This is a genomic window from Pseudomonas sp. NFX71 (assembly GCF_048079215.1).
GTDB lineage: Bacteria > Pseudomonadota > Gammaproteobacteria > Pseudomonadales > Pseudomonadaceae > Aquipseudomonas > Aquipseudomonas fluorescens_B.
On sequence record NZ_CP182230.1, the window covers coordinates 2,501,965 to 2,527,905 of the forward strand.

Genomic DNA, 25,941 nt, shown 5'->3' on the forward strand with positions numbered 1-25,941 from the left:
TGCAGGAAGCGGCTTAGTAACTGCTCTCCGGCAAACTCGCGATGATCGAGCGATAGCTGTTCATCCGTTGCTGCTGCACGCGGCCTTCTTCCAATGCCTTGAGCAATGCGCAACCCGGCTCGCGGTCGTGCTTGCAGTCGCGGAAGCGGCAGGTGCCGATCAGGTCGTTGAACTCGATGAAGCCGGCTTCGACGTCGGCGCGGCTGACGTGGCCGAGGCCGAACTCACGAATACCCGGGGAGTCGATCAGCTCTCCGCCACCGGGGAAGTGGAACAACCGCGCGGTGGTGGTGGTGTGAGTGCCTTGGCCGGACAGCTCGGACAACGGGCCGACGCGGGTGTCGACTTCCGGCAGCAGGCTGTTGACCAGCGACGACTTGCCGACGCCGGACTGGCCGACGAACACGCTGATGCGCCCGTCCAGCTGTTCCTGAAGTTGTTCCATGCCATTGCCATGGTGCGCCGACACTTCGAGGACCGGATAACCCAGCGTGCGGTAAACCGCGAGCAAGGCATTCAGCGCCGGGGCGTTCTGCTCGTCGATCAGGTCGAATTTGTTGAGCAGCAGCAGCGGCCGAATCCCGGCATGCTCCGCCGCGACCAGATAGCGGTCGATCAGGTTGGCGTGAGGCTCGGGCAGTGGCGCGAAGACGATGACGATCATGTCGACGTTGGCGGCTACGGGCTTGAGCTGGCCACGGCTGTCCGGACGGCAGAGTTCGTTCTTGCGCGGCAGTTGCGCCACGATCACACCGATACCCTGGTTGCCGGCACGCCAGACCACCTGGTCGCCGGTCACCAGCGCCGGCAGGTTGGCGCGCAAGTGGCAGCGGAACACCTGTCCGGCCAAATCGCCATCGAGGGCTTCGACTTCGACCTGCACACCGAAGTGCGCGATCACCAGGCCGGTCTGTTCCGGACCCAGGTCGCCACCTTCGAGTGCCTCGACAGCCGAGGACTCGCGTTTGGCGGCGCGTGCAGCGCGTTCGCCCTGAATCTTTTCGATGCGCCAGTTTTGACGACGATTGAGTTGGCGTTTGGCCATGGGTGTTCCGTATCAAGAATGCAGCGATTAGGTAAAACGGCCGCGAGTTTAGCACGCCCGGCCACCGGCCTAGGCTAAACTGCGCAGCATTGCCTAGGAGCCGACACATGCAAAACCCGCAGAATCTGATCTGGATCGACCTGGAAATGACCGGTCTGAACCCTGATACTGACGTCATCATCGAGATGGCCACCATCGTCACCGACAGCGATCTGAACACCTTGGCCGAAGGGCCGGTGATCGCGATCCATCACAGTGATGAAATCCTCGCCGGCATGGACGAGTGGAACACCCGTCAACACGGCGGTTCGGGCCTGACCCAGCGCGTGCGCGACAGCCGCATCAGCATGGCCGAAGCGGAAGCCGAGACCATTGCCTTCCTGGAGAAGTGGGTGCCGAAGGGCAAGTCGCCGATCTGTGGCAACAGCATTTGCCAGGACCGTCGCTTCCTTTATACCCACATGAAATCCCTGGAAAGCTATTTCCACTACCGCAACCTCGACGTCTCGACCCTGAAAGAACTGGCCGCTCGCTGGGCGCCGGACGTGCGCGACAGCTTCAAGAAAGGCAGCACCCACCTGGCGTTGGACGACATCCGCGAATCCATCGCCGAGTTGCAGCATTACCGCAAGCATTTCATCAAGTTCTGATTGGCGGCGGAGGGCTTTTGTGGCGAGGGAGCTTGCTCCCGCTCGGCTGCGAAGCAGTCGCAACCCAGTCGATGCGGTACATCTGAAAGAGCAAGGTGTCTGGTTTTGGGGCCGCGTCGCGGCCCAGCGGGAGCAAGTGTCCTCGCCACAGGTACTCAGTGTCTGTTCTTGCCCTCTTTTGGTGCCGGGACTAAATGGCTAGACTGCGCGCCTTCCTGCAAGGACCGCCACCATGTTGCTGATGCTTTACCTGATCGCCATTACCGCCGAAGCCATGACCGGTGCCCTGTCTGCCGGTCGTCGGGGCATGGACTGGTTCGGCGTGGTGCTGATCGCCTGCATCACGGCGTTGGGCGGTGGTTCGGTGCGTGACGTGCTGCTCGGCCATTACCCGCTGACGTGGGTGAAACACCCGGAATACCTGGTGCTGACATCGATTGCAGCCATGTTCACGGTCTTCGCTGCGCGCTGGATGCGTCACTTGCGCTCACTGTTTCTGGTGCTCGACGCCGTGGGCCTGGTGGCGTTCACCCTGATCGGCTGCATGACTGCCCTGGAAATGGGCCACGGCATGCTGGTGGCCTCGGTCAGCGGCGTGATCACCGGGGTATTCGGCGGCATTCTGCGCGACATCTTCTGTAACGACATCCCGCTGATCTTCCGTCGCGAACTCTACGCCAGCGTGTCGTTCGCGGCGGCGTGGTGCTACATGCTGTGCCTGTATTTGAACGTGCCGGGAGAACAGGCAATTCTGATCACCCTGTTCGGCGGCTTCCTGCTGAGGTTGTTGGCGATTCGTTTCCACTGGGAAATGCCGAAATTCGTTTATAACGACGAAGCCTGACGTTCGGCGTGTTGCTTCAACGCCCATTCCACATGCTCGCGAACCAGTTCCGACGGATACTCGCGCCGCGCCTTCAACGCTTCCAGCACCGGAATGCTCGACGGCGCATTCCCCAGGCCCACCGCCAGATTCCGCAACCAGCGCTCATAACCGGCACGCCGTAACGGCGAGCCTTCAGTGCTGCTGAGGAACTTGTCTTCGTCCCACATAAACAGCTCCGCCAGTTCGGCGTTGTCCAGATTGTGCCGTGGCTTGAAGTCGCTTTCGCCGGACGGGCGAGCGAAGCGGTTCCAGGGGCAGACGATCTGGCAGTCGTCGCAGCCGAAGACCCGATTGCCGATCAATGGCCGCAAGTCTTCGGGGATCGCGCTTTTCAGTTCGATGGTCAGGTAGGAAATGCAACGTCGGGCATCCAGCACATAAGGCCCGACAAAGGCGTTGGTCGGGCAGATGTCGAGGCACGCGGTGCAGCGGCCGCAATGTTCGGTGCTGTGGGGCGGGTCGATGGGCAGCGGCAAGTCGACAAACAGCTCACTGAGGAAGAAATAACTGCCGGCCTTGCGATTCAAGACCAGGGTATTTTTGCCGATCCATCCAAGGCCCGCCTGTTCCGCAATGGCTTTTTCCAGCACCGGCGCACTGTCGACAAACGCGCGGTAGCCGAACGGGCCGATGACCGCCTGAATCTTTTCTGCCAGTTGTTGCACACGTTTACGGATCAATTTGTGGTAATCGCGGCCCAAGGCATAACGCGACACGTAGGCTTTTTCCGGTTGGGCGAGGCGTTTGGCCATTTCAGTATCACCCGGCAGGTAATCCATGCGCAGGGACACCACCCGAAGCGTACCGGGCACGAGCTCTTCCGGGTGTGAGCGTTTAGTGCCGTGGGCACCCATGTAGTCCATTTCGCCGTGGTAGCCGGCCGCAAGCCAGCGCTCCAGGTGCTGTTCATGCTCGGCCAGGTCCAGGCCGCTGATGCCGACTTGCTGAAAGCCCAGCTCGCGGCCCCAGTCCTTGATGGATTGGGCGAGGGCGGGCAGGTCTGTGGTAATAGCAGGCATGAGGCGAGAGAAACCGGAGCTGAGGTGCGTATAATTCTGCCAGACATCGGAGCCCGAAGACGCATGCCGCACACTAAAGATGATTTACCCGACGCGCTGTACAGCGCCGCACAAGTGCGAGCCCTCGATGCGAGCCTGATTGCGGCGGGTACGCCGGGCTTCGAATTGATGCACCGTGCGGCACGGGCGACCTGGCGTGCGCTGGTCCGACAGTGGCCGACGGCCAACGAGCTGACGGTAGTCGCCGGTCAAGGCAATAACGCCGGTGATGGCTATCTGGTGGCGGTGTTGGCCCGGCGTGCCGGCTGGCATGTGCGCGTATTGGCGGCGGGTGATCCTCAGCGTTTGCAGGGCGATGCCGGGTTGGCCCACGCCGAGGCCCTGTCCGAAGGCGTTGCCGTTCAAGCCTGGAGCGCGCAATCCGATTTGCGCGGTGTCGTGTTGGACGCCTTGCTGGGCACCGGTCTGACAGGCGAGGTGCGAGAGCCTTACGCCAGTGTCATCGCCGCGATCAATGCCAGCGATCTGCCGGTTGCTGCCGTGGACATTCCTTCGGGACTGTGTGCCGATACAGGGCGTGTGCTCGGCGTGGCCGTTCGGGCGAATCTGACCGTGACCTTCATCGGTTTGAAGTTGGGGCTGTTCACGGGCGAAGCGGCGGACGTGGTGGGTGAGTTGGTTTTCAATGATCTGCAGGCTTCTCCCGAGTCGTACAACGGGATTGGCGTCAGTGCGCGTCGCCTGACGGCCGGCAATTTGCCGCGTTTGGCGGATCGCGCGCCGACTGCCCATAAAGGCAAATTCGGCCATGTTTTGTTGATCGGCGGGGATCGCGGCTTTGGCGGTGCCATTTTGTTGAGCGCGCAAAGTGCCCTGCGCAGTGGGGCCGGCATGGTTTCGGTGGCCACCCGCAGCGAGCATGTGCCCGCAGCACTCGCCCGAATCCCCGAAGCCATGGTAATGGGCACTTCGTCAGCCAATCAGTTGATGGGATTGCTGCAAAAGGTTTCCGTGCTGGTAGTGGGGCCGGGCCTGGGGCAGGCTTCGTGGGGGCGCAGTCTGTTGTCGGCGGCGGCCAATGCGCCGTTGCCGCAGGTATGGGACGCCGACGCGCTGAACCTGCTGGCCGAACAACATGTGAGCTTGCCCATGGACTGCGTGATCACCCCGCATCCAGGGGAGGCGGCGCGGTTGCTCGGGATAAGTACCGCTGAAGTTCAGGCTGACCGTCCGTCCGCCGCTCACGCATTGAGCAAAAAATACACAGCTGTCGTGATTCTGAAAGGCGCCGGCAGCCTGATCGCCAGTCCCGACGGGCGCCTGGCGTTGTGTCATCAAGGCCACCCGGCCATGGCCACCGCTGGTCTGGGCGATGTGCTGGCTGGATTGGTTGGCGCATTGCTGGCGCAAGGCATGAATGCGTACGACGCCGCTTGCCTGGCGGTCTGGCTGCACGCCAATGCCGGTGCGCAACAAGGTAAATCGGGCCGTGGGCTGGCGGCCAGTGATCTGATTCCAGCCATTCGTCAGTTGTTGGAGGAGCAAGCACCGTGTCTGAAGTAACCCTGTACCTGGCTGATGAAGAGGCGATGACCGCATTTGGCGAGCGCATCGCAAAAACCACTCAAGGGCACGGTCTGATTTTTCTGGAAGGGGATCTGGGGGCGGGCAAGACCACGCTGTCGCGGGGCATCATCCGGGGCCTGGGGCATGCAGGCGCGGTTAAAAGTCCGACCTTCACGCTGGTCGAGCCCTACGAGATCGGTGACATCCGCGCCTTCCATTTCGATCTCTATCGCTTGGTCGACCCTGAAGAACTGGAGTACCTCGGCATCCGCGACTACTTCGAAGACGACGCGTTATGCCTGATCGAATGGCCCCGCAAAGGTGCAGGCTTTTTGCCAAAGCCCGACCTGACCATTACCATTAGCCCGCAAGGCAGCGGGCGTTCGCTGAAAATTTTGTCCCAGGGCTCGCGTGGCGAGTCGTGGTGTGCCGCTTTGGCATTGGAATCCAATTAAATGATGGGGTCAGGTATGCGCTTTCGCGCGATGGTAGCTGCCGTAGGGATGTTGTTTTTGGCGGTGACCGTCGACGCTGTGGCTGAAACAAAGGTCAACAGCGTTCGCCTGTGGCGGGCGCCGGACAACACACGGTTGGTGTTCGACCTGACCGGGCCGGTGCAGCACAGCGTTTTCACCCTGACATCCCCGGATCGACTGGTTATCGACATCAATGGCGCGTCCCTCGGCGCACCACTGAACGTCAATGCTTCGAATACGCCCATCACCGCCATGCGTTCGGCCCAACGCACGCCGACCGACTTGCGTGTGGTCATCGACCTGAAAAAAGCCGTCACGCCAAAAAGCTTCACCCTGGCGCCGAACGCCCAGTACGGCAATCGTCTGGTGGTCGATCTGTTCGATAACGCCGCCGACGCCGCGCCGATCCCGCCGCCGACCAACGTGGCGACCGTGGCACCGGTCCCTGTCACGCCGGTAGATCCACCGGTCAAATTGCCGCCCGCTCCGGCTGGCAAGCGCGACATCATCGTGGTCATCGATGCCGGCCACGGCGGTGAAGACCCGGGCGCCTCCGGCTCTCGCGGCCAGCGTGAAAAAGACGTGGTGCTGGCCATCGCCCGCGAATTGCAGCGTCAGGTCAACGGCATGAAGGGCTTCCGCGCCGAACTGACCCGCACCGGTGACTACTTCATCCCGTTGCGTGGCCGTACCGAAATCGCCCGCAAGAAGGGCGCTGACCTCTTTGTCTCCATCCACGCCGACGCCGCGCCTTCGGCGGCTGCGTTCGGTGCGTCGGTGTTCGCCTTGTCTGATCGCGGCGCCACCTCTGAAACAGCCCGCTGGCTGGCCGACAGCGAAAACCGCTCCGACTTGATCGGCGGTGCCGGCAACGTCAGCCTCGACGACAAGGACCGAATGCTCGCAGGCGTTCTGCTCGACCTGTCGATGACCGCGTCTCTGACCTCCAGCCTGAACGTTGGCCAAAAAGTGCTGAGCAACATCGGTCGCGTGACGCCACTGCACAAACAGCGCGTGGAACAAGCCGGTTTCATGGTGCTGAAATCGCCGGACATCCCGTCGATCCTGGTGGAAACCGGATTCATCTCCAACGCCAACGAAGCGTCGAAACTCGCGGCGGCCAGCCACCAGCAAGCGCTGGCGCGCTCGATCAGCAGCGGCGTGCGTCAGTTCTTCCAGCAGAATCCACCGCCGGGCACTTACATTGCCTGGTTGCGTGATTCCGGCAAGATCGCCCAGGGCCCACGGGATCACCGGGTCAACCCGGGCGAAACCCTGGCGATGATTGCCGTGCGTTATCAGGTGTCCCCGGCCACCTTGCGCAGTGCCAACAATCTCAAAAGTGACGAGCTGAAAATCGGTCAGACCCTGACCATTCCCGGCACTGAACTGGCGTCCAAAGAATGAATCAGGCCGTGATCAACAGCGCTCGCATCGAGCTCCTCAGCCCGCGACTGGCGAACCAGATTGCCGCCGGTGAGGTGGTTGAGCGTCCCGCTTCGGTGATCAAGGAGTTGCTGGAAAACAGCCTCGACTCCGGCGCCAGGCGCATCGATGTCGATGTCGAGCAGGGCGGCGTCAAGCTGCTGCGGGTGCGCGACGATGGCAGCGGCATTTCTGCCGATGACCTGCCACTGGCCCTGGCGCGACACGCCACCAGCAAGATCCGCAACCTGGAAGATCTCGAACAGGTCATGAGTCTCGGGTTTCGCGGTGAAGCACTCGCCTCGATCAGCTCCGTGGCGCGCCTGACCCTGACGTCCCGCACCCGCGATGCCGATCAGGCCTGGCAGGTTGAAACCGAAGGCCGGGACATGGCGCCCCGCGTGCAACCGGCCGCTCACCCGGTGGGTACTTCGGTGGAAGTGCGTGACCTGTTCTTCAACACTCCGGCGCGGCGCAAATTCCTCAAGACCGAAAAAACCGAATTCGATCACCTCCAGGAAGTGATCAAGCGTCTGGCCCTGGCGCGCTTCGACGTGGCGTTCCATTTGCGCCACAACGGCAAAACCATCCTCAGCCTGCACGAAGCCCAAGATGACGCTGCCCGTGCGCGGCGAGTGGCGGCGATTTGCGGTTCGGGTTTTCTGGAACAGGCGCTGCCGATCGAGATCGAGCGCAATGGTCTGCATTTATGGGGTTGGGTTGGCTTGCCGACGTTCAACCGCAGCCAGGCGGACTTGCAGTATTTCTTCGTCAACGGCCGTGCCGTACGCGACAAACTGGTAGCCCACGCGGTGCGCCAGGCGTATCGCGACGTGCTGTTCAATGGTCGGCACCCGACGTTCGTGCTGTTTTTCGAAGTCGATCCGGCCGGTGTCGACGTCAACGTGCACCCGACCAAACACGAAGTACGCTTCCGTGACGGACGCATGGTTCACGATTTTCTTTATGGCACCTTGCACCGCGCTTTGGGCGATGTACGGCCGGATGATCATTTGGCGGCGCCGGTGGCGACGGCCATTGTTCGCCCGACCGGCATCGATGCGGGGGAATTCGGTCCCCAAGGCGAAATGCGCCTGGCGGCCAATGCGCTGCTGGAACAGCCTCAGGCACAACCGTCATTCAACACCGCTGCGGGTTCCGGCGCTGGCGCCGGTTATCAGTATCAGTACACGGCGCGTCCACAGTCGGGCGTGCCTGCGGCTGAAGCCCAGGCGGCGTATCGTGAATTTTTTGCGCCGTTGCCTGAAGCCAACGCCGTCGCACTTCCGGCCGGTCAGGACGATATTCCTCCGCTGGGTTATGCGCTGGCGCAGCTCAAAGGCATCTACATTCTTTCGGAAAACGCCCAGGGCCTGGTGCTGGTGGACATGCACGCCGCGCACGAGCGGATCATGTACGAACGCCTGAAAGTCGCCATGGCCAGCGAAGGCCTGAGCGGTCAACCGTTGTTGGTGCCGGAGTCTTTGGCTGTGAGCGAGCGCGAAGGTGACTGCGCCGAAGAAAACGTCGCGTGGTTCCAGCGTCTGGGCTTTGAATTGCAGCGTCTGGGCCCGGAAACGCTGGCCATCCGGCAGATTCCAGCCTTGCTCAAGCAGGCGGAAGCCAATCGATTGGTGAGCGACGTGTTGTCGGATTTGATGGAATACGGCACCAGCGACCGGATTCAGGCGCACCTGAACGAATTGCTCGGCACCATGGCCTGCCACGGCGCGATTCGGGCGAATCGGCGTCTGGCCCTGCCGGAAATGAACGGTCTGCTGCGTGATATGGAAAACACCGAGCGCAGCGGTCAATGTAACCATGGCCGGCCGACCTGGACCCAATTGGGCCTGGACGATCTGGACAAACTGTTCCTGCGCGGTCGTTGATGAGCCAGCTCCCTCCTGCGATTTTCCTGATGGGCCCGACAGCAGCGGGCAAGACCGACCTGGCCATCGAGCTCACCAAAGTCTTGCCTTGCGAGTTGATCAGTGTCGATTCGGCGCTGGTCTATCGCGGCATGGACATCGGCACCGCCAAGCCCTCGAAAGAGATTCTGGCCGAATTCCCCCACCGTCTGATCGACATTCTCGATCCGGCAGAGAGCTATTCCGCTGCGGATTTCCGCCGTGACGCCCTCGAAGCCATGGCCGACATCACCGCACGCGGCAAAATTCCGCTGCTGGTGGGTGGCACAATGCTCTATTACAAGGCTTTGGTTGAAGGTCTGGCGGACATGCCAGCCGCCGATCCTGAAGTCCGCGCGCAGATTGAAGAGGAAGCCGCACGCCTTGGCTGGCAAGCCCTGCATGACCAATTGGCACTCATCGACCCGCAATCCGCCGCACGTATTCACCCGAACGATCCCCAGCGCCTGAGTCGAGCACTGGAAGTTTATCGCGTCAGTGGTCAGAGCATGACCGAGCTGCGGCAGCGACAAAGTGCGCAAAGTACTGAAGCAGCCGCTTCGGGACTGCAACAATTGCCCTATACTGTCGCGAACTTGGCCATTGCTCCGGCAAATCGTCAGGTACTGCACGAGCGAATTAAACAAAGATTCACTTTAATGTTGGAACAGGGATTCATTGACGAGGTCGTAGCCCTGCGTGAGCGAAGTGACCTGCATTCAGGGTTGCCGTCTATACGTGCGGTAGGCTACCGACAAGTCTGGGACTACCTGGATGGCAAGCTGACGCAAGCCGAGATGCAGGAGCGTGGAATCATTGCCACGCGCCAATTGGCAAAGCGTCAGTTCACCTGGCTGCGCAGTTGGGCTGATTTACACTGGCTGGACAGCCTGGATTGCGACAATCTGCCGCGCGCCTTGAAATACCTGGGGACCATCTCCATATTGAGCTGAGTCCTTGCAATTGCCGTCTATCCTTGGGGGTGTGACGGCCACAAGCCATCTGTTTACCTATTTTTTTATATTGAATCCTTAAAGGAGTGCGGCACATGTCAAAAGGGCATTCGCTACAAGACCCTTACTTGAATACTTTACGTAAAGAGAAAGTTGGGGTGTCGATCTACCTGGTCAACGGGATCAAACTGCAAGGCACGATCGAGTCTTTCGACCAGTTCGTTATCCTGCTGAAAAACACCGTCAGCCAGATGGTTTACAAACACGCTATCTCTACAGTGGTGCCGGTTCGTCCAATTCGTCTGCCTAGCGCAACCGAATCCGAGGCAGGCGACGCTGAGCCAGGTAACGCCTGATAGGAGTCTCCTTTGTTCTTTGAGCGCCACGGTGGTGGTGAGCGAGTGATCCTCGTTCACTTGGATGGACAGGACCCTGAGGCGCGCGAAGACCCGCAGGAGTTTCAGGAATTGGCTAATTCGGCCGGCGCCGAGACCGTTGCGTTTTTTAACGTGCCGCGTCATCGGCCAACCGCCAAATACCTGATCGGTAGCGGCAAGGTCGAGGAACTACGCGACCTGGTCCATGCCGAAAAGGCAGATCTGGTGATCTTCAATCACATCCTCACGCCCAGTCAGGAACGTAACCTCGAACGTGTTTTCGAGTGTCGCGTGATCGACCGCACCGGCCTGATTCTCGATATTTTCGCCCAGCGCGCCCGTACCCATGAAGGCAAGCTCCAGGTAGAACTGGCCCAGCTTGACCACATGAGTACCCGTCTGGTTCGTGGCTGGACTCACCTTGAACGTCAAGGTGGCGGTATCGGCATGCGTGGCCCGGGTGAAACCCAGCTGGAAACTGACCGCCGCTTGCTGCGGGTTCGCCTGCGACAGATCAAGGGCCGGTTGGAAAAAGTGCGCAGCCAGCGCGAACAGTCGCGACGTGGTCGTACGCGTGCGGATATCCCTACCGTGTCTTTGGTGGGGTATACCAACGCCGGTAAATCCACACTCTTCAATAACTTGACGAAATCCGACGTGTACGCGGCTGACCAGTTGTTTGCCACGCTGGACCCGACCTTGCGCCGTCTGGAACTGGACGACCTGGGGCCGATTGTCCTGGCTGACACTGTGGGTTTCATTCGCCACTTGCCCCACAAGCTGGTCGAGGCATTTCGGTCTACCCTCGAAGAGTCGAGCAACTCCGACCTGCTGTTGCACGTGATCGACGCGGCCGAACCGGATCGCATGTTGCAGATCGAGCAGGTGATGGTGGTGCTGGGCGAGATTGGTGCCCAGGACTTGCCGATCCTCGAGGTCTATAACAAACTCGATTTGCTTGAAGGCGTTGAACCACAAATCCAGCGCGACGAAAACGGCAAGCCTCAACGGGTCTGGCTGTCGGCGCGTGATGGCAGTGGTCTGGAACTGCTTGAACAAGCCATTGCCGAGTTGCTGGGCAGTGAGTTGTTTATCGGTACCTTGCGCTTGCCGCAACGATTCGCTCGACTGCGTGCGCAGTTCTTCGAACTCGGAGCGGTGCAGAAAGAAGAACACGACGAAGAAGGTGTCAGCTTGCTGGCCGTTCGATTGCCGCGCTCGGAGCTCAATCGGCTGGTCAGCCGTGAAGGCGTTGTGCCGACAGAGTTCATCGAGCAACACACTTTGCAATAAAAGCCTGAGAAAGCGGTTGTGCCGTGGTGACAGGCATTCTGTAGCATTGGTCGGCGCGCCGTGGGTGCGTCTTTGCTTTATCAGATGGAGAGCGCTATGGCTTGGAATGAGCCGGGTGGCAACTCGAACAATCAGGATCCTTGGGGTGGCAAGCGCCGCAATAACGGCGACCGCAAGGGACCACCGGATCTCGACGAGGCCTTCCGAAAGCTGCAGGAAAGCCTGAATGGGTTGTTCGGTGGTGGTAAGAAACGTGGTGACGACGGCGGTGGTTCGGGCAAGAGTGGCGGCTTCGGCGGCCTGCTCGGCATCGGCCTGGTCGTATTGGCGGCCGTGTGGCTGTACAGCGCGGTCTACGTGGTCGACGAGCAGGAGCAAGCCGTGGTGCTTCGCTTCGGCAAGTACTATGAAACCGTCGGCCCGGGCCTGAACATCTATTTCCCGCCGCTCGATCGAAAGTACCTGGAAAACGTCACGCGTGAGCGTGCCTATACCAAGCAGGGTCAAATGCTGACTGAAGACGAAAACATCGTCGAAGTGCCGCTGACCGTGCAGTACAAGATCAGCAACCTGCAGGACTTCGTGCTGAGCGTAGACCAGCCGGAAATCAGTCTGCAGCACGCGACTGAAAGTGCCTTGCGCCATGTGGTGGGTTCCACCGCGATGGACCAGGTGCTGACCGAAGGTCGTGAGTTGATGGCCAGTGAAATCAAGGAGCGTCTGCAACGCTTCATGGATACATACCGCACCGGCATCACCATTACCCAGGTCAACGTACAGAACGCAGCGGCACCGCGTGAAGTGCAGGAAGCTTTCGATGACGTGATTCGCGCCCGTGAAGACGAGCAGCGTTCGCGCAACCAGGCTGAAACCTACGCCAACGGCGTCGTGCCGGAAGCCCGTGGCCAGGCCCAGCGCATCCTTGAAGATGCCAATGGTTACCGCGATGAAACCGTCTCGCGCGCCAAGGGTGAGGCCGATCGCTTCACCAAACTGGTCGCCGAGTATCGCAAGGCACCTGAAGTCACCCGCGAGCGTCTGTATCTGGACACCATGCAGGAAGTCTTCAGCAATACCAGCAAGGTTCTCGTGACCGGCAACAAGAATGGCCAGAGCAATCTGCTGTACTTGCCGCTGGACAAGATGGTCGAAAGTGGTCGCAACACCAGCACGTCCGTGCCTGGCGCGGCTGCCACCAGCAATGAAGCGAATGCACGTGCGGCAGCTGATCTGCAGCAACAGCCAGCACGTACCAGGGAGAGTCGCTGATGAGCAATAAATCGCTGATCACCCTTATTGTCGTCGTCGTTGTAGCGATCGCAGCCTGGAACTGCTTCTACATCGTGGCTCAGACCGAGCGTGCGGTGCTGCTGCAATTTGGTCGTGTGGTTCAGGCCGATGTTCAGCCTGGCCTGCATGTGAAAGTGCCTTACGTTAACCAGGTGCGTAAATTCGACGCGCGTCTGATGACGCTGGATGCACCGACACAACGCTTCCTGACGCTGGAAAAGAAAGCGGTCATGGTCGATGCCTACGCCAAGTGGCGGGTGAAGGACGCCGAGCGCTTCTACACCGCAACTTCCGGTCTCAAGCAGATCGCTGACGAGCGTCTTTCCCGTCGTCTGGAGTCGGGCCTGCGTGACCAGTTTGGTAAGCGCACGCTGCATGAAGTGGTTTCTGGTGAGCGCGACGCGTTGATGTCCGATATCACTGCCTCGTTGAACACGATGGCGGAAAAAGAGCTGGGCATCGAAGTGGTCGATGTTCGGGTCAAGGCCATCGATCTGCCGAAAGAAGTAAATCGCAGTGTGTTCGAGCGCATGAGCTCCGAGCGTGAGCGTGAAGCTCGCGAGCACCGCGCCAAGGGTAACGAGCTGGCGGAAGGCATTCGTGCCGACGCCGATCGTCAACGCCGCGTGCTGCTGGCTGAAGCCTATCGTGAATCCGAAGAGGTTCGCGGTGATGGCGATGCCCAGGCCGCTGCGATCTACTCCAAGGCCTACGGCCAGGATCAGGAGTTCTACGGTTTCTACCGTAGCCTGCGCGCCTACCGTGAAAGCTTCGCGAACAAATCCGACGTCATGGTCCTGGACCCAAGCAGCGACTTCTTCCGTTACCTGGAAAAAGCCAAGCCTTGATACGACGTTGACCTGAATCATCCCCCGCCTGGCGGCTAAAGCCTCGGGCGGGGTGATCCTTTGGGAAAACGTGTGTATGATGCGGCAGCCGGGAAATTCCCGGCTTTTTTGCGTCTGCACGTTTGATTGCTGTTGTTTATGCAGGCGCCCGAGTCGAATGACTCGACAGGTTTTTCGAGGAAAGTGATTGGCGAAGCTTATTTTCAGGCTTTTCGCCGCGTTGTTCATGCGTGGCTTGTCAACAAGGCCGATCATTTTCTGCTTCACTCAAGGCTCGCCCAAAGGCTGGCCGCCCGGACCATAGGGGAATGGCGTAATGGCAACGGTAGACCGCTGGCTGCTGCCAGATGGCATCGAAGAAGTACTGCCACCGGAAGCGGCGCGCATTGAAGTCGCGCGTCGTCAGGTGTTGGATCTGTTCCAGAGCTGGGGTTACGAGTTTGTCGTGACTCCCCATATCGAGTACCTGGAATCCCTGCTGACCGGTGCCGGCCAGGACCTCGATCTGCGTACCTTCAAGGTCATCGACCCGCAATCGGGTCGGCAGATGGGTTTCCGTGCCGACATCACGCCGCAAGTGGCGCGCATCGACGCGCACACCCTGCGTCGCGAAGGTCCGAGCCGCCTGTGCTATGCCGGCAGCGTGCTGCACGCTCAGCCACGCGCCTTGTCGTCCTCGCGCAGCCCGATTCAGCTGGGCGCCGAGTTGTACGGCGATGCCAGCCCGAGCAGCGACGTGGAAGTCATCAGTCTGATGCTGGCCATGCTGCAACTGGCCGATGTGCCGGATGTGCACATGGACCTCGGTCATGTGGGTATCTACCGCGGCCTGGCCCGCGCGGCCGGTTTGTCCGGTGAAGTTGAACAACAGTTGTTCGATGCGTTGCAACGCAAGGCCATCGACGAGGTCATTACCTTGACCGAAAGCTTGCCTGCCGATCTGTCGGGCATGTTGCGGGCGTTGGTTGACCTGTGTGGCGGCCGTGAAGTGCTGGAAGCTGCGCGCGTACGTCTGGCAGATGCGCCGGCGCCAGTGTTGGCGGCTCTGGATGACTTGCTGGCGATTGCCGAGCGTCTGTCCACGCGTTTCCCTGAATTGCCGCTTTACTTCGACCTTGGCGAGCTGCGCGGCTACCACTACCACACCGGTGTGGTGTTCGCGGTGTTCGTGCCGGGCGTTGGCCAGTCCATTGCCCAGGGCGGTCGTTACGACGACATCGGCGCTGACTTCGGTCGTGCCCGTCCGGCAACCGGCTTCTCTACCGATTTGAAAACCCTGGTGACCCTGGGGCGTGCTGACATCGAGCTACCGTCTGGCGGTATCTGGATGCCTGACAGTACGGATGCGGCACTCTGGCAGCAGGTTTGCCAGTTGCGCAGTGAGGGTCAGCGTGTCGTTCAGGCCTTGCCTGGACAACCTTTGGCCGCCGCCCGTGAAGCGGACTGCGACCGGCAATTGATTCAGCAGAACGGGCTTTGGCAAGTATCGCCACTGGCTTCTTGAGTTTTCCTGTCGGCCCGTGGCCGGCACCAAGTTTGCGCGAATGAGGACAAGTGTTATGGGTAAGAATGTCGTAGTCCTGGGCACCCAATGGGGTGATGAGGGCAAAGGCAAGATCGTTGATCTGCTGACCGAACATGCTGCCGCCGTAGTGCGCTACCAGGGTGGCCACAACGCTGGCCACACCCTGGTGATCGATGGCGAAAAAACCGTCTTGCACCTGATCCCGTCGGGCGTACTGCGCGAAGGCGTGCAGTGCCTGATCGGCAACGGCGTGGTGGTTGCACCGGACGCCTTGCTGCGCGAGATCGTCAAGCTGGAAGAGAAAGGCGTGCCGGTGCGTGAGCGCCTGCGTATCAGCCCGTCCTGCCCGCTGATCCTGTCCTTCCACGTTGCGCTGGACCAGGCCCGTGAAAAGGCCCGTGGCGAGCTGAAGATCGGTACCACCGGTCGCGGCATCGGCCCGGCCTACGAAGACAAGGTTGCTCGTCGTGGCCTGCGTGTTGGCGACCTGCTCAACATGCCGCGCTTTGAAGACAAACTGCGTGAACTGGTGGATTACCACAACTTCATGCTGGTGGGTTACTACAAAGAGCCAGCCATCGAATTCGACAAAACCCTGGCCGAATGCAAAGCATACGCTGAGCTGCTCAAGCCGCTGATGCTGGACGTGACGGCCGAGCTGCACGATCTGCGTCGCGCAGGCAAAGACATCATGTTTGAAGGCGCCCAGGGTTCGTTGCTGGACATCGACCACGGTACCTATCCGTACGTGACCAGTTCTAACACCACCGCTGGCGGCGTTGCTACCGGTTCGGGTGTTGGCCCGATGTTCCTGGACTACATCCTGGGCATCACCAAGGCTTACACCACGCGTGTAGGCTCGGGTCCATTCCCGACTGAACTGTTCGACGAAGTCGGTGCGCACCTGGCCAAACAAGGTCACGAGTTCGGCGCGACGACCGGCCGTGCCCGTCGTTGTGGCTGGTTCGACGCCGTTATCCTGCGTCGCGCTATCGATGTGAACAGCATCTCGGGCATCTGCCTGACCAAGCTGGACGTGCTCGACGGTCTGGAAACCATCAACATCTGCGTCGGCTACAAAGATGCAGAAGGTAAAGTTGTTGCCCCGACTGATGCTGACAGCTACGTGGGTCTGCAGCCTGTGTACGAAGAAGTGCCGGGCTGGACCGAGTCGACCGTGGGTGCCAAAACCCTGGAAGAGTTGCCAGCGAACGCACGTGCCTACATCAAGCGTGTTGAAGAGCTGATCGGTGCGCCGATTGACATTATTTCGACGGGCCCGGATCGCAACGAAACCATCGTTCTGCGTCACCCGTTCGCTTAATAAGCCGTTGATGTAAAACACAAAGGGCCCTTAATCGGGCCCTTTGTCGTTTTTGCCTGTTGGACGGCATGACCTTTGCTGTGATCTTCATTAAGAGCACGTCTTCTGGCGTGCCATCAATTTAATGGCGTCCAGGCAGAGGGATATCAAGTGTCGGCGGTTCTCTCATTGTTACAAAGCCGTCTATTGCGGCCGGTGTTCGTTACCCTTGGTATCGCCCTTTTGGTGCAGGTGCTGGTGGCTGTTGCTCTGACTCGAAGCACAGTGACTGCACTGGAAGCCGATCTGGGTGTGCGCCTTGGGGCGGACAGTCAAAAGCTCTCTGGTGAGCTGGAGCAGGCAGGGCGTGAAGTCACGTCGAGCCTCGACAACCTCTCCACCAGTACACGCCAGCGCCTCACGGCCGGTTTGTCCTCGAAGCTGGAGGAAGAACAGGCTCAGCTGCGTGCCACGCTGGAAAAGGATCTGAAGGATTCCGCCAATGATATGGCGCAGCTCCTGGCCTCGGTCGCACCCCGCGCCATGTGGGACAGCGACGTGCCAACCCTGTCCGAATTCGCCCGTCGCGCCCAGCGCAATCCGAACGTGCTGTTCGTGGTTTATGACGACGCAACGGGGCAGCATCTGACGCGCTACCTCAATCGCGAAAACCCGATCAACAAGGCCCTTCTGGAGAAAGGCCAGGGCGAGCGCGCACTGGACAAAGTGCTGGATGCGGCGAAGAACGATCCTTCGGTCTACTACCTCGAAGCCTCGATCAACCCAAATGGCGTGGAAATCGGCAAGGTTTTGATGGGCGTTTCCACCGCCTCGGTGGAAACCGATCTGGCCGCGTTGGACAAGCGCTTCTCGGCGCTGATCGCCAGCAGTGATCAACTGGTCGGCGATAGCCTCAAAGGTGCGGCAGCTGACAGCGCCACCGCGATGCGGGCTCGCCTGACCTCCGCTCAGTCGACCGCCTCGGAAATGAAAGCCAATACCACCAGTACCGTGCAGGAAGCTGCAGCGACCTTGCGCTGGCGCATCGGCATGGGTCTGGCGCTTGTGGGTTTCGGCGTACTGCTGTTGCTGGCCGTGGTCCTGGGTCGTCGTGTGGTCAACCGCTTGAAGATGCTGATTGCCGCGATGGACGACCTGGCGGCAGGCGAGGGTGATCTGACCAAGCGCGTGCAGATCAACAGCAAGGACGAGATTGGCGACATGGCGTCGGCGGTCAATCGCTTTGTGGACAAGTTGCAACCCATCGTGCGTGAGGCGGGCGACGTGGCCCAGCGCACGGGCGTTGAAATTGGCGCCATGACCTTGCGTAACGCTGGTGCCGACGCGGCCGCGGGCATGCAGCGTGACGAGGTTGCCGAAAGTCTGCGCGCGTTGTCGCAGATGGCTGATGAAGCGCAGTCTGAAAGTCATGCCATGCAGGCAGCCTTGCAGCAGGTGGTGGACATCCGTTCTGCGACCGATGAAAACACCCGGACCTCGGCGAAAGTCGGCAGCTTGATCGAGGCGTTGGCCGGACAGGTCGATACCGGGGCGAAAGTCATCGAGCGACTGGCGCAGCAAAGTGAACAGATTGAAGTGGTGCTCACCGTGATTCACGGGATCGCCGAGCAGACCAACCTGCTGGCGCTGAACGCTGCCATTGAAGCAGCGCGTGCCGGCGAGACCGGCCGCGGCTTTGCCGTAGTGGCGGACGAAGTACGGGCATTGGCGAGCAAGACCCAGAGTTCCACGGGCGACATTCAGGCGCACATCGTGGCCTTGCAGCAAGGTGCACGTGAGGCGGTTGCCGCGATCGGTCAGGCCGGGCGTCAGGCCAGCGAAGGTCTGCTGGTATTGCGTGACAGTGCGCGGTTGCAGCAGTCGGTGCAGGTGTCGGTCGAGCAGGTGCATGCGGCCATTGGCCTGGCAACGCAGGCAGCAGCGCATCAGGCGCAAGGCGCGCAGGCGGTGCGGGGTCGGGTTGAAACCATTCACGCGCAGGCTGAGAAAGCGGCTCAGGCGGTGGTGGAGACTACGGCGAGCGGCAAGGTGCTGGACGGGTTGGCAGCGCAGTTGAAGGCGAGCCTGGGGCAGTTCAGGGCCTGATAAGGTCTGAAGATCCAAGAGATCGCAGCCTTCGGTAACTCCTGCACAGGAATATGCGTTTCCCTGTAGGAGCTGCCGAAGGCTGCGATCTTTTTTGCTTTGTTAGCGGCTCAGGTACATTCGCGTTGTAAGCAGATAAACCGGTAGCCCCGACACCAATATCAACAACGCCGCATAAGGCGCCGCCGCCGCAAACTCTACGTTCGCGGTATGCGCCCAAACTTCCGTCGCCAACGTATTAAGTCCGGTCGGACTCAGCAGCAACGTCGCCGTCAGCTCCTTCATCGCGTCCAGAAACACCAGCGCAAACGCCGCGCCGAGTGCCGGGAAAATAATCGGCAGGGTCACCCGGCAAAACGCACTGAAGGATGAGGCCCCCAGCGTGCGAGCCGCCTCTTCCAGCTGCGGCGCAGCCTTGTTCAATGCCGTACGAATCGGCGCCTGAGCCAGCGGCAGAAACAGCAGCGCATAAGCGATCAGCAGCAACGCCGAGGTCTGGTACAGCACCGGCACGTAGTGCAGCGCGAAATACACCAGCGTCAGCGCAATCACCAGTCCTGGCAGCGCATGCAGGAGATACGGCAATCGCTCGGCCCAGATCGCCAGTTGGCCTTTGTAGCGCACCACCAACAAGCCCACCGGCACCGCCAGCACCAGGCACAACGCTGCGCCACCCAGCGATAGCGCCAGAGAAGAAAGCAGTGCCTCGCTGATCGCTGCCACCGGGAACGCCGCTGAAGAACCGACCGCCAGCCAGTACGCCAGCATCCCCAAGGGAATCCCGCTGCCGATGATCGCCAGTGCCAGGCAATAAATTTGTCCGGCGACAGCCCAGGGCCCTAATCGAACCTGTTCCGCTTGTCGCGCGGCGCCCTGGCCGGTGCGCACGTGCCGGCCTTTACCGCGGACTCGCAGTTCAAGCCATAGCAGCATCAGGCATAGCGCGAGCAACACAGCGGAAAGCATCGCCGCGTTGGCGTTGCTGAATTCCAGTTCGAACTGCTGATAGATCGCCGTGGTGAATGTCTGCAAGCCGATGATCGACAGCGCACCGAATTCCACGAGCATGTGCAGGGCAATCAGCAACGAGCCGGCAAGCAGCGACGGCCAGAGCAGTGGCAGGGTGATTTTGAAGAATACACCCCAGCGATTCTGTCCAAGCGTCCGTGCGGACTCCTCGAGAGAGGGGTCAAGATTGCGCAGGGTCGCCGCAACCGGTAAAAAAATCAGCGGATACTTGGACAGGGTCATCACCAGGATCGCCCCGCCCAAACCTTCGAAGTGGGCGCTCAACGAAACCCAGGTGAAGCTGCTGACAAAGGCAGGAACCGCGAACGGCAGGCACAGGATCACGCCCCACAAACGCCGTCCAGGCAAGTTGCTGCGCTCAAGCAGCCATGCCAGCGAGAGGCCGATCACGCCACAGGCAACCGTCACACCCACCATCAATGCCAGCGTATTGCGCAGCAGGCCGAACACATACGGTCGCCACAACAGATGCAGCGCCTCGGCCCAGCCGGCCTGCCAGGTCTTGAGCCCGACGTATGCCAGCGGTAAAAGACTGAGCACCACCAGCAGCAAAACCGGTAACAACAGCCAGATCGAAGGCCGCTTGCGCCGTGGCACGTAAGCCCCGCGAGACGCAGGGGCAGATAACGATGCGCCCATCAGTTCAAGCCAACGTCACGTTCCAGGTCCAGGGCTTCTTCGGCGTTGCCAAGGTCGGCCGGCGTGACTTTCGGCGCTTGCAGTTCGCTGAACGGCTTGAGGCCGCGATCCGATTGCATGCCTTTGTGCAGCGGGTATTCGGCGGTGGTCTGGGTGATCACGCGCTGACCTTCTTCGCTGGCCATGTAGGCGAGGAATTGTTGGGCTTCTTTTGGATGTTTGCTGGATTTCAGGACGGCAGCGCTGGAAACGGTGATCAGTCCGCCGACGTCGCCGCCGGTGAAGTAGTGCAGTTTCGAGTCGAGCTGGCCTTTTTCACGCTGCAAGGCGAACCAGTAGTAATTGTTCACCAGCACGGTGGCGACTTCACCGTTTTCCACGGCTTTCAGCGCCACCATGTTATTGCTGTAAGTCTTGCCGAACGCGCGCAGGCCGGTCAGCCATTCTTCGGCTGCGTCCATGCCGTGCACCTTGATGATCGCCACGGCTTGTTCCTGGAACGCGCCGCTGGTGGGCACGAAGCCGACCTTGCCTTGCCATTTCGGGTCGGAGAATTCCATCACCGATTTCGGCAGGTCTTTTTCATCGATGAGCTTGGGGTTGAATGCAACGACGCGGACTCGTGCAGTAATTCCGATCCAGGTGCCATTGCCGGCGACGTAGTCTTTGGGCAGGACGGCGAGGGTGGCGGCATCGGTTTGTGCCAGCAGGCCCTGTTCGCCCAGTTTGTTCAGCGGCGGCGATTCTTCGGTGTAGATCACGTCGGCGGGGGAGCGATTGCCTTCTTCGACGACCTGGCTGGCAAGCTGGTTGCTGCTGCCTTTGCGCACATTGACGCGGATGCCGGTCTTGGCTTCAAAGGCTTTGGCGACGGCGTCGCCGACTTCCTTGTGTTGGCCGTTATAGAGTGTCAGGGAAACTGGATCAGCCGCCTGGGTGAGGGAGGTGGCGAGTGCCAGGCCGAGCAGGGTGAAGGTCAGGCCGCGGCGCAGGGTATTTCGAAACATCATTCGCAGGGTTCCTCACTGTCGCATTGCAAAATCTTGCAACAATGATAAACGATATTGTTTCTCAAGTGCGCCTTGCGGCGCTGGAAGGGTTTTGCTAGAGGGGGCTGGTTCAGATCTGTGTGGCGAGGGAGCTTGCTCCCCTCGGCTGCCAAGCAGTCGTTGATCCTGAGCGCGCGGTGTCAATTTTGAAATAGGTCGGGAGCGCTTCGCTCTCCAGCGGGAGCAAGCTCCCTCGCCACAAAAGCCTTCATGTATTTTCGAAAGCCAGAAACGCAAAAACCCGCTTTCGCGGGTTTCTGTGAAATTCAAGGTCGTGACCTTGAATTTGAATTGGTGCCCAGAAGAAGACTCGAACTTCCACGACCTTGCGGTCACCAGCACCTGAAGCTGGCGTGTCTACCAATTTCACCATCTGGGCATAATCTTCAGCGTTGCCGCTGTTGATGTGGCGCACTATACGGAGAGCGTTTTGATCTGTAAACCCCTGATTTGGTTTTAATAAATCAGAAGCCTGGAATGCAAAAACCCGCTTTCGCGGGTTTTTGTGTGAGCCTTGAAATTGAACTAATCTCAAGCTCGAAATTGGTGCCCAGAAGAAGACTCGAACTTCCACGACCTTGCGGTCACCAGCACCTGAAGCTGGCGTGTCTACCAATTTCACCATCTGGGCAGTATCGACAGCGCTAGTGCGTCGTCGATGGCGCGCACTATACGGAGCGTCTTTTTAACTGTAAACCCCTGGCATCAAAAAAACCTGAAAAATATTACCAGTGGCATTCAAGTAAGCTTTTCGGTGTCGATAAAGGGCTTTAGATGGGCGCTCATAGCCTGAAATTTCCCGTTTCATTACGCCTATGCCAAACTAACCCGCATATAGACAAGGTGAAAACTCTCTAATGGCCGATTGGCAGTCCCTCGATCCCGAGGCCGCTCGTGAAGCGGAAAAATACGATAACCCTATTCCTAGCCGCGAACTGATCCTTCAGCACCTTGCTGATCGGGGTTCGCCTGCTAACCGCGAGCAACTGGTCGAAGAGTTTGGTCTGACCACAGAAGACCAGATCGAAGCCCTGCGCCGCCGCCTGCGCGCCATGGAGCGCGACGCTCAACTCATCTATACCCGTCGCGGCACCTATGCGCCGGTGGACAAGCTCGACCTGATCCTGGGCCGCATCAGCGGTCACCGTGACGGCTTCGGTTTCCTGGTCCCGGACGACGGCAGTGACGATCTGTTCATGAGCCCGGCGCAAATGCGTCTGGTGTTCGATGGTGACCGTGCCCTGGCGCGTGTTTCCGGCCTGGACCGTCGCGGTCGCCGTGAAGGCATGATCGTCGAAGTGGTCTCCCGCGCTCACGAAACCATCGTCGGCCGTTACTTCGAAGAGGGCGGTATCGGCTTCGTGGTGGCGGACAATCCGAAGATCCAGCAGGAAGTGCTGGTCACGCCGGGCCGCAATGCCAACGCCAAGATCGGTCAGTTCGTCGAAGTGAAGATCACTCACTGGCCGACCCCACGCTTCCAGCCGCAAGGCGACGTGGTCGAGGTCGTGGGCAACTACATGGCGCCGGGCATGGAAATCGACGTTGCCCTGCGCACCTACGATATTCCTCACGTCTGGCCTGAGGCGGTACTCAAAGAGGCCGCCAAGCTCAAGCCTGAAGTTGAAGAGAAAGACAAAGAGAAGCGCATCGACCTGCGTCATCTGCCGTTCGTGACCATCGATGGTGAAGATGCGCGCGACTTCGATGACGCGGTTTACTGCGAAGCCAAGCCTGGCAAGCTGCGCCTGTTCTCCGGCGGCTGGAAGTTGTACGTGGCGATTGCCGACGTTTCCAGCTACGTGAAGATCGGTTCGGCACTGGATAACGAATCCCAGGTTCGCGGCAACTCCGTTTACTTCCCGGAGCGCGTCGTGCCGATGCTGCCCGAGCAGCTGTCCAACGGCCTGTGCTCGCTGAATCCGCACGTCGATCGCCTGGCCATGGTCTGCGAAATGACCATCTCCAAAACCGGTGAGATGACCGACTACTGCTTCTACGAAGCGGTTATTCACTCCCATGCCCGCCTGACCTACAACAAGGTCAGCGCGATGCTGGAAACGCCGAAACTCACCGAGGCGCGTCAGCTTCGTGGCGAGTACAACGACGTTCTGCCGCATCTGAAGCAGCTTTACTCACTTTACAAAGTGCTGCTGGCCGCTCGTCACGTGCGTGGCGCGATCGATTTCGAAACGCAGGAAACCCGGATCATCTTCGGGACCGAGCGCAAGATTGCCGAAATCCGCCCAACCGTTCGTAACGATGCGCACAAGCTGATCGAGGAATGCATGCTGGCGGCCAACGTGGCCACCGCCGAATTCCTGAAGAAGCACGAAATTCCTGCGCTGTATCGCGTCCACGATGGTCCGCCGCCGGAGCGTCTGGAAAAACTGCGTGCCTTCCTTGGTGAGCTCGGCCTGTCCCTGCACAAAGGCAAGGATGGCCCGTCGCCGAAGGATTACCAGGCCTTGCTGGCGAGCATCAAGGACCGTCCGGATTTCCATCTGATCCAGACCGTCATGCTGCGCTCGTTGAGCCAGGCGGTGTACAGCGCTGATAACCAGGGCCACTTCGGCCTGAATTACGAAGCCTATACCCACTTCACCTCGCCGATCCGTCGCTACCCGGACTTGCTCACGCACCGGGCGATCCGCAGCGTCATCCATTCGAAAATGAACACCCCGCACGTTCGCCGTGCCGGCGCGATGACCATTCCGAAAGCGCGCATCTATCCGTACGACGAAGCGGCGCTGGAACAGCTCGGCGAGCAATGCTCGATGAGCGAACGCCGTGCCGACGAAGCGACCCGCGACGTGGTGAACTGGCTCAAGTGCGAGTTCATGAAAGATCGCGTGGGCGAATCGTTCCCGGGTGTGATCACTGCCGTGACCGGTTTTGGCCTGTTCGTCGAACTGACCGATATCTACGTCGAAGGCCTGGTGCACGTCACCGCGCTGCCGGGCGATTACTACCACTTCGACCCTGTGCACCATCGCCTCGCCGGTGAGCGTACCGGTCGCAGCTTCCGCCTTGGCGACACCGTTGAAGTGCGCGTGATGCGCGTCGACCTCGACGAGCGCAAGATCGACTTCGAGATGGCTGAAAAAACCATCAGCGCACCGATCGGCCGCAAGAAGCGCGGGACTGAAACCGCTGCACCTGCTGCGAAAACGGCTGCTGAGCCGGCGCCGGCGAAAACCGGTCGTCGTCCTGCCAAGGAAAAGGCGGTCGAAGCCTATCGCCCGAGCGATGCTGCGGCGAAAAACGCTGAGCTGCGTAAAAGCCGTGAACTGAAGCAGGCGTTGCTGTCTGAAGCGAAAAGCGGTGGTAAAGCGGCGTCTGGGGGAAAGACCGGACGGTCGGCGCCTGACAAGGCTCCCGGCAGCAAGCCAAGCAAACACCGTAAAGGCCCGCCGAAAGCGGGCTCTGCCCCAGCCAAAAGCGGCGGGGCGCGTAAACCTAAGGCCAAGTCATGAGTCAGTTGGAAAAAATCTACGGCGTACATGCGGTAGAAGCATTGCTGCGTCACCACCCGAAACGCGTCAAGCAGATCTGGCTGGCTGAAGGCCGCAGTGATCCGCGGGTTCAGACGCTGATCCAGCTCGCTGCGGAAAATCGCGTAGCTGTCGGCAACGCCGAGCGTCGTGAACTCGATGCCTGGGTTGAAGGTGTGCACCAGGGCGTGGTGGCGGACGTGAGCCCGAGCCAGGTCTGGGGTGAGGCGATGCTCGACGAGCTGCTCGATCGTACCGACGGGGCGCCGCTGCTGCTGGTGCTTGACGGCGTGACCGATCCGCACAACCTTGGCGCTTGCCTGCGTTCGGCCGATGCGGCCGGCGCGTTGGCGGTGATCGTTCCGAAAGACAAGTCGGCCACGCTGACCCCGACGGTACGAAAAGTGGCCTGTGGCGCAGCGGAAGTGATTCCGTTGGTCGCGGTGACCAACCTGGCGCGTACCCTGGAAAAGCTCAAGCAGCGCGGCTTGTGGGTCGTCGGTACGGCGGGCGAGGCTGAGCAGAGTCTGTATCAGCAAGACATGACCGGCCCGACCATTCTGATCATGGGAGCGGAAGGCAGCGGCATGCGTCGCCTGACTCGCGATCTTTGCGACTACCTGGTGCACCTGCCGATGGCCGGCAGCGTCAGCAGTCTCAACGTGTCCGTGGCGACTGGCGTTTGCCTGTTCGAAGCCCAGCGCCAGCGCAGCGTCAAGGCTGCAGCGGGCGGCAAAAAGTCTTAAAGCGGTTGTAATCCCTGTGGGAGCGGGCCTGCTCGCGATAGCGGTGTAACATTCAGCATAAATATTGAATGTTGCGTCCTCATCGCGAGCAGGCTCGCTCCCACAGTGGTTTGTGTCAGGGCGAAAAGGAACGGTGTGAACGAACTGTTCAAATAATCACCAATTGCCTTGCACCTCTTCTGTCCCTTCTCTACAATTGCGCCCCTTGCTGTGACGGCAGGCACGCATGTGTCTATCGCAGGCAAGTCCATAAGTGTCATTCACTCCTTGTCTGACCGCTTTTGAGCGGCAGGCTACAACCCGTAAGGAGCATTC

Annotated in this window: 20 protein-coding genes and 2 tRNA genes; 16 read left to right on the top strand and 6 right to left on the bottom strand. The window is 60.1% G+C overall.

Annotation, left to right across the window (positions count from 1 at the left end):
• Positions 1-13 precede the first annotated feature (13 nt).
• The gene (gene rsgA, locus ACM1ZW_RS11535) at positions 14-1,045 is read right to left on the bottom strand and encodes a small ribosomal subunit biogenesis GTPase RsgA (protein WP_416740566.1); all 1,032 of its coding nucleotides are present in this window, start codon (positions 1,043-1,045) and stop codon (positions 14-16) included.
• Positions 1,046-1,152: 107 nt separating this feature from the next.
• Here rsgA and orn point away from each other — a divergent pair, with 107 nt between their 5' ends.
• Both orn and ACM1ZW_RS11545 read left to right on the top strand, forming a co-directional pair.
• A complete protein-coding gene (gene orn / locus ACM1ZW_RS11540) occupies positions 1,153-1,695 on the top strand; it encodes an oligoribonuclease (RefSeq protein WP_007995036.1) in 543 nt (180 codons plus the stop codon).
• Positions 1,696-1,927: 232 nt separating this feature from the next.
• Positions 1,928-2,539: a trimeric intracellular cation channel family protein gene (locus ACM1ZW_RS11545; protein WP_017336246.1), complete on the top strand. Its 612-nt coding sequence runs from the start codon at positions 1,928-1,930 to the stop codon at positions 2,537-2,539.
• Here ACM1ZW_RS11545 and queG read toward each other — a convergent pair.
• Positions 2,521-3,600, bottom strand: a complete 1,080-nt coding sequence (queG, locus tag ACM1ZW_RS11550) for a tRNA epoxyqueuosine(34) reductase QueG (RefSeq protein WP_416740567.1) — start codon at positions 3,598-3,600, stop codon at positions 2,521-2,523. The two genes, ACM1ZW_RS11545 and queG, sit on opposite strands and share 19 nt — an antisense overlap.
• A gap of 63 nt (positions 3,601-3,663) precedes the next feature.
• On the opposite strand from queG, the gene ACM1ZW_RS11555 reads away from it, so the two are divergent.
• From ACM1ZW_RS11555 to ACM1ZW_RS11610, 12 genes are all read left to right on the top strand, one after another.
• Positions 3,664-5,163: an NAD(P)H-hydrate dehydratase gene (locus ACM1ZW_RS11555; protein ID WP_416740569.1), complete on the top strand. Its 1,500-nt coding sequence runs from the start codon at positions 3,664-3,666 to the stop codon at positions 5,161-5,163.
• Positions 5,151-5,621 (top strand): tRNA (adenosine(37)-N6)-threonylcarbamoyltransferase complex ATPase subunit type 1 TsaE, encoded by a 471-nt coding sequence (tsaE, locus tag ACM1ZW_RS11560; protein ID WP_416740570.1) that lies wholly within the window; start codon positions 5,151-5,153, stop codon positions 5,619-5,621. Before ACM1ZW_RS11555 ends, tsaE begins: the two co-directional genes overlap by 13 nt.
• Before the next feature lie 48 nt (positions 5,622-5,669).
• The gene (locus ACM1ZW_RS11565; RefSeq protein ID WP_414878231.1) at positions 5,670-7,049 is read left to right on the top strand and encodes an N-acetylmuramoyl-L-alanine amidase; all 1,380 of its coding nucleotides are present in this window, start codon (positions 5,670-5,672) and stop codon (positions 7,047-7,049) included.
• Positions 7,046-8,956, top strand: a complete 1,911-nt coding sequence (gene mutL / locus ACM1ZW_RS11570; RefSeq protein ID WP_416740571.1) for a DNA mismatch repair endonuclease MutL — start codon at positions 7,046-7,048, stop codon at positions 8,954-8,956. The genes ACM1ZW_RS11565 and mutL overlap by 4 nt, the downstream gene beginning before the upstream one ends.
• Positions 8,956-9,927, top strand: a complete 972-nt coding sequence (gene miaA, locus ACM1ZW_RS11575; protein ID WP_017336252.1) for a tRNA (adenosine(37)-N6)-dimethylallyltransferase MiaA — start codon at positions 8,956-8,958, stop codon at positions 9,925-9,927. Before mutL ends, miaA begins: the two co-directional genes overlap by 1 nt.
• Positions 9,928-10,022: 95 nt before the next feature.
• Positions 10,023-10,283 carry an RNA chaperone Hfq gene (hfq, locus tag ACM1ZW_RS11580; protein WP_007902656.1) on the top strand — a complete coding sequence of 87 codons (261 nt, stop codon included), beginning with the start codon at positions 10,023-10,025 and terminating at the stop codon, positions 10,281-10,283.
• 12 nt (positions 10,284-10,295) lie between these two features.
• A complete protein-coding gene (hflX, locus tag ACM1ZW_RS11585; RefSeq protein ID WP_017336253.1) occupies positions 10,296-11,597 on the top strand; it encodes a ribosome rescue GTPase HflX in 1,302 nt (433 codons plus the stop codon).
• Positions 11,598-11,693: 96 nt separating this feature from the next.
• Complete coding sequence (gene hflK, locus ACM1ZW_RS11590) at positions 11,694-12,866, top strand: FtsH protease activity modulator HflK (RefSeq protein ID WP_017336254.1); 1,173 nt, start codon at positions 11,694-11,696, stop codon at positions 12,864-12,866.
• Complete coding sequence (hflC, locus tag ACM1ZW_RS11595; RefSeq protein WP_017336255.1) at positions 12,866-13,735, top strand: protease modulator HflC; 870 nt, start codon at positions 12,866-12,868, stop codon at positions 13,733-13,735. Before hflK ends, hflC begins: the two co-directional genes overlap by 1 nt.
• A gap of 316 nt (positions 13,736-14,051) precedes the next feature.
• Entirely contained in the window at positions 14,052-15,239 is a 1,188-nt protein-coding gene (locus ACM1ZW_RS11600; protein WP_414878173.1) for an ATP phosphoribosyltransferase regulatory subunit, read from the top strand.
• A gap of 55 nt (positions 15,240-15,294) precedes the next feature.
• Positions 15,295-16,584, top strand: coding sequence for an adenylosuccinate synthase (locus tag ACM1ZW_RS11605; RefSeq protein ID WP_017336257.1), 1,290 nt, complete (start codon positions 15,295-15,297; stop codon positions 16,582-16,584).
• A 150-nt stretch (positions 16,585-16,734) separates the two neighbouring features.
• Positions 16,735-18,669, top strand: coding sequence for a methyl-accepting chemotaxis protein (locus tag ACM1ZW_RS11610; protein ID WP_017336258.1), 1,935 nt, complete (start codon positions 16,735-16,737; stop codon positions 18,667-18,669).
• 102 nt (positions 18,670-18,771) lie between these two features.
• Here ACM1ZW_RS11610 and ACM1ZW_RS11615 read toward each other — a convergent pair whose 3' ends face one another.
• The 4 genes from ACM1ZW_RS11615 to ACM1ZW_RS11630 all read right to left on the bottom strand — a co-directional run bounded on the left by ACM1ZW_RS11615 (position 18,772) and on the right by ACM1ZW_RS11630 (position 22,017).
• Positions 18,772-20,337 carry an ABC transporter permease gene (locus ACM1ZW_RS11615; RefSeq protein ID WP_414885026.1) on the bottom strand — a complete coding sequence of 522 codons (1,566 nt, stop codon included), beginning with the start codon at positions 20,335-20,337 and terminating at the stop codon, positions 18,772-18,774.
• Positions 20,337-21,347, bottom strand: a complete 1,011-nt coding sequence (locus tag ACM1ZW_RS11620) for an extracellular solute-binding protein (RefSeq protein WP_416740573.1) — start codon at positions 21,345-21,347, stop codon at positions 20,337-20,339. Before ACM1ZW_RS11620 ends, ACM1ZW_RS11615 begins: the two co-directional genes overlap by 1 nt.
• Before the next feature lie 331 nt (positions 21,348-21,678).
• Positions 21,679-21,765, bottom strand: a tRNA-Leu gene (locus ACM1ZW_RS11625).
• 165 nt (positions 21,766-21,930) lie between these two features.
• Positions 21,931-22,017, bottom strand: a tRNA-Leu gene (locus tag ACM1ZW_RS11630).
• A 226-nt stretch (positions 22,018-22,243) separates the two neighbouring features.
• On the opposite strand from ACM1ZW_RS11630, the gene rnr reads away from it, so the two are divergent.
• Both rnr and rlmB read left to right on the top strand, forming a co-directional pair.
• Entirely contained in the window at positions 22,244-24,862 is a 2,619-nt protein-coding gene (gene rnr, locus ACM1ZW_RS11635) for a ribonuclease R (RefSeq protein WP_416740574.1), read from the top strand.
• Positions 24,859-25,626 (top strand): 23S rRNA (guanosine(2251)-2'-O)-methyltransferase RlmB, encoded by a 768-nt coding sequence (rlmB, locus tag ACM1ZW_RS11640; protein WP_017336262.1) that lies wholly within the window; start codon positions 24,859-24,861, stop codon positions 25,624-25,626. The genes rnr and rlmB overlap by 4 nt, the downstream gene beginning before the upstream one ends.
• Positions 25,627-25,941 lie beyond the last annotated feature (315 nt).

Excerpts from the sequence above, each read along its gene's own strand:
- rsgA (WP_416740566.1), bottom strand. The coding sequence starts at position 1,045 with ATGGCCAAACGCCAACTCAATCGTCGTCAAAACTGGCGCATCGAAAAG.
- orn (WP_007995036.1), top strand. The coding sequence starts at position 1,153 with ATGCAAAACCCGCAGAATCTGATCTGGATCGACCTGGAAATGACCGGT.
- ACM1ZW_RS11545 (WP_017336246.1), top strand. The coding sequence starts at position 1,928 with ATGTTGCTGATGCTTTACCTGATCGCCATTACCGCCGAAGCCATGACC.
- queG (WP_416740567.1), bottom strand. The coding sequence starts at position 3,600 with ATGCCTGCTATTACCACAGACCTGCCCGCCCTCGCCCAATCCATCAAG.
- ACM1ZW_RS11555 (WP_416740569.1), top strand. The coding sequence starts at position 3,664 with ATGCCGCACACTAAAGATGATTTACCCGACGCGCTGTACAGCGCCGCA.
- ACM1ZW_RS11565 (WP_414878231.1), top strand. The coding sequence starts at position 5,670 with ATGTTGTTTTTGGCGGTGACCGTCGACGCTGTGGCTGAAACAAAGGTC.
- mutL (WP_416740571.1), top strand. The coding sequence starts at position 7,046 with ATGAATCAGGCCGTGATCAACAGCGCTCGCATCGAGCTCCTCAGCCCG.
- miaA (WP_017336252.1), top strand. The coding sequence starts at position 8,956 with ATGAGCCAGCTCCCTCCTGCGATTTTCCTGATGGGCCCGACAGCAGCG.
- hfq (WP_007902656.1), top strand. The coding sequence starts at position 10,023 with ATGTCAAAAGGGCATTCGCTACAAGACCCTTACTTGAATACTTTACGT.
- hflK (WP_017336254.1), top strand. The coding sequence starts at position 11,694 with ATGGCTTGGAATGAGCCGGGTGGCAACTCGAACAATCAGGATCCTTGG.
- hflC (WP_017336255.1), top strand. The coding sequence starts at position 12,866 with ATGAGCAATAAATCGCTGATCACCCTTATTGTCGTCGTCGTTGTAGCG.
- ACM1ZW_RS11600 (WP_414878173.1), top strand. The coding sequence starts at position 14,052 with ATGGCAACGGTAGACCGCTGGCTGCTGCCAGATGGCATCGAAGAAGTA.
- ACM1ZW_RS11605 (WP_017336257.1), top strand. The coding sequence starts at position 15,295 with ATGGGTAAGAATGTCGTAGTCCTGGGCACCCAATGGGGTGATGAGGGC.
- ACM1ZW_RS11615 (WP_414885026.1), bottom strand. The coding sequence starts at position 20,337 with ATGGGCGCATCGTTATCTGCCCCTGCGTCTCGCGGGGCTTACGTGCCA.
- ACM1ZW_RS11620 (WP_416740573.1), bottom strand. The coding sequence starts at position 21,347 with ATGATGTTTCGAAATACCCTGCGCCGCGGCCTGACCTTCACCCTGCTC.
- rnr (WP_416740574.1), top strand. The coding sequence starts at position 22,244 with ATGGCCGATTGGCAGTCCCTCGATCCCGAGGCCGCTCGTGAAGCGGAA.
- rlmB (WP_017336262.1), top strand. The coding sequence starts at position 24,859 with ATGAGTCAGTTGGAAAAAATCTACGGCGTACATGCGGTAGAAGCATTG.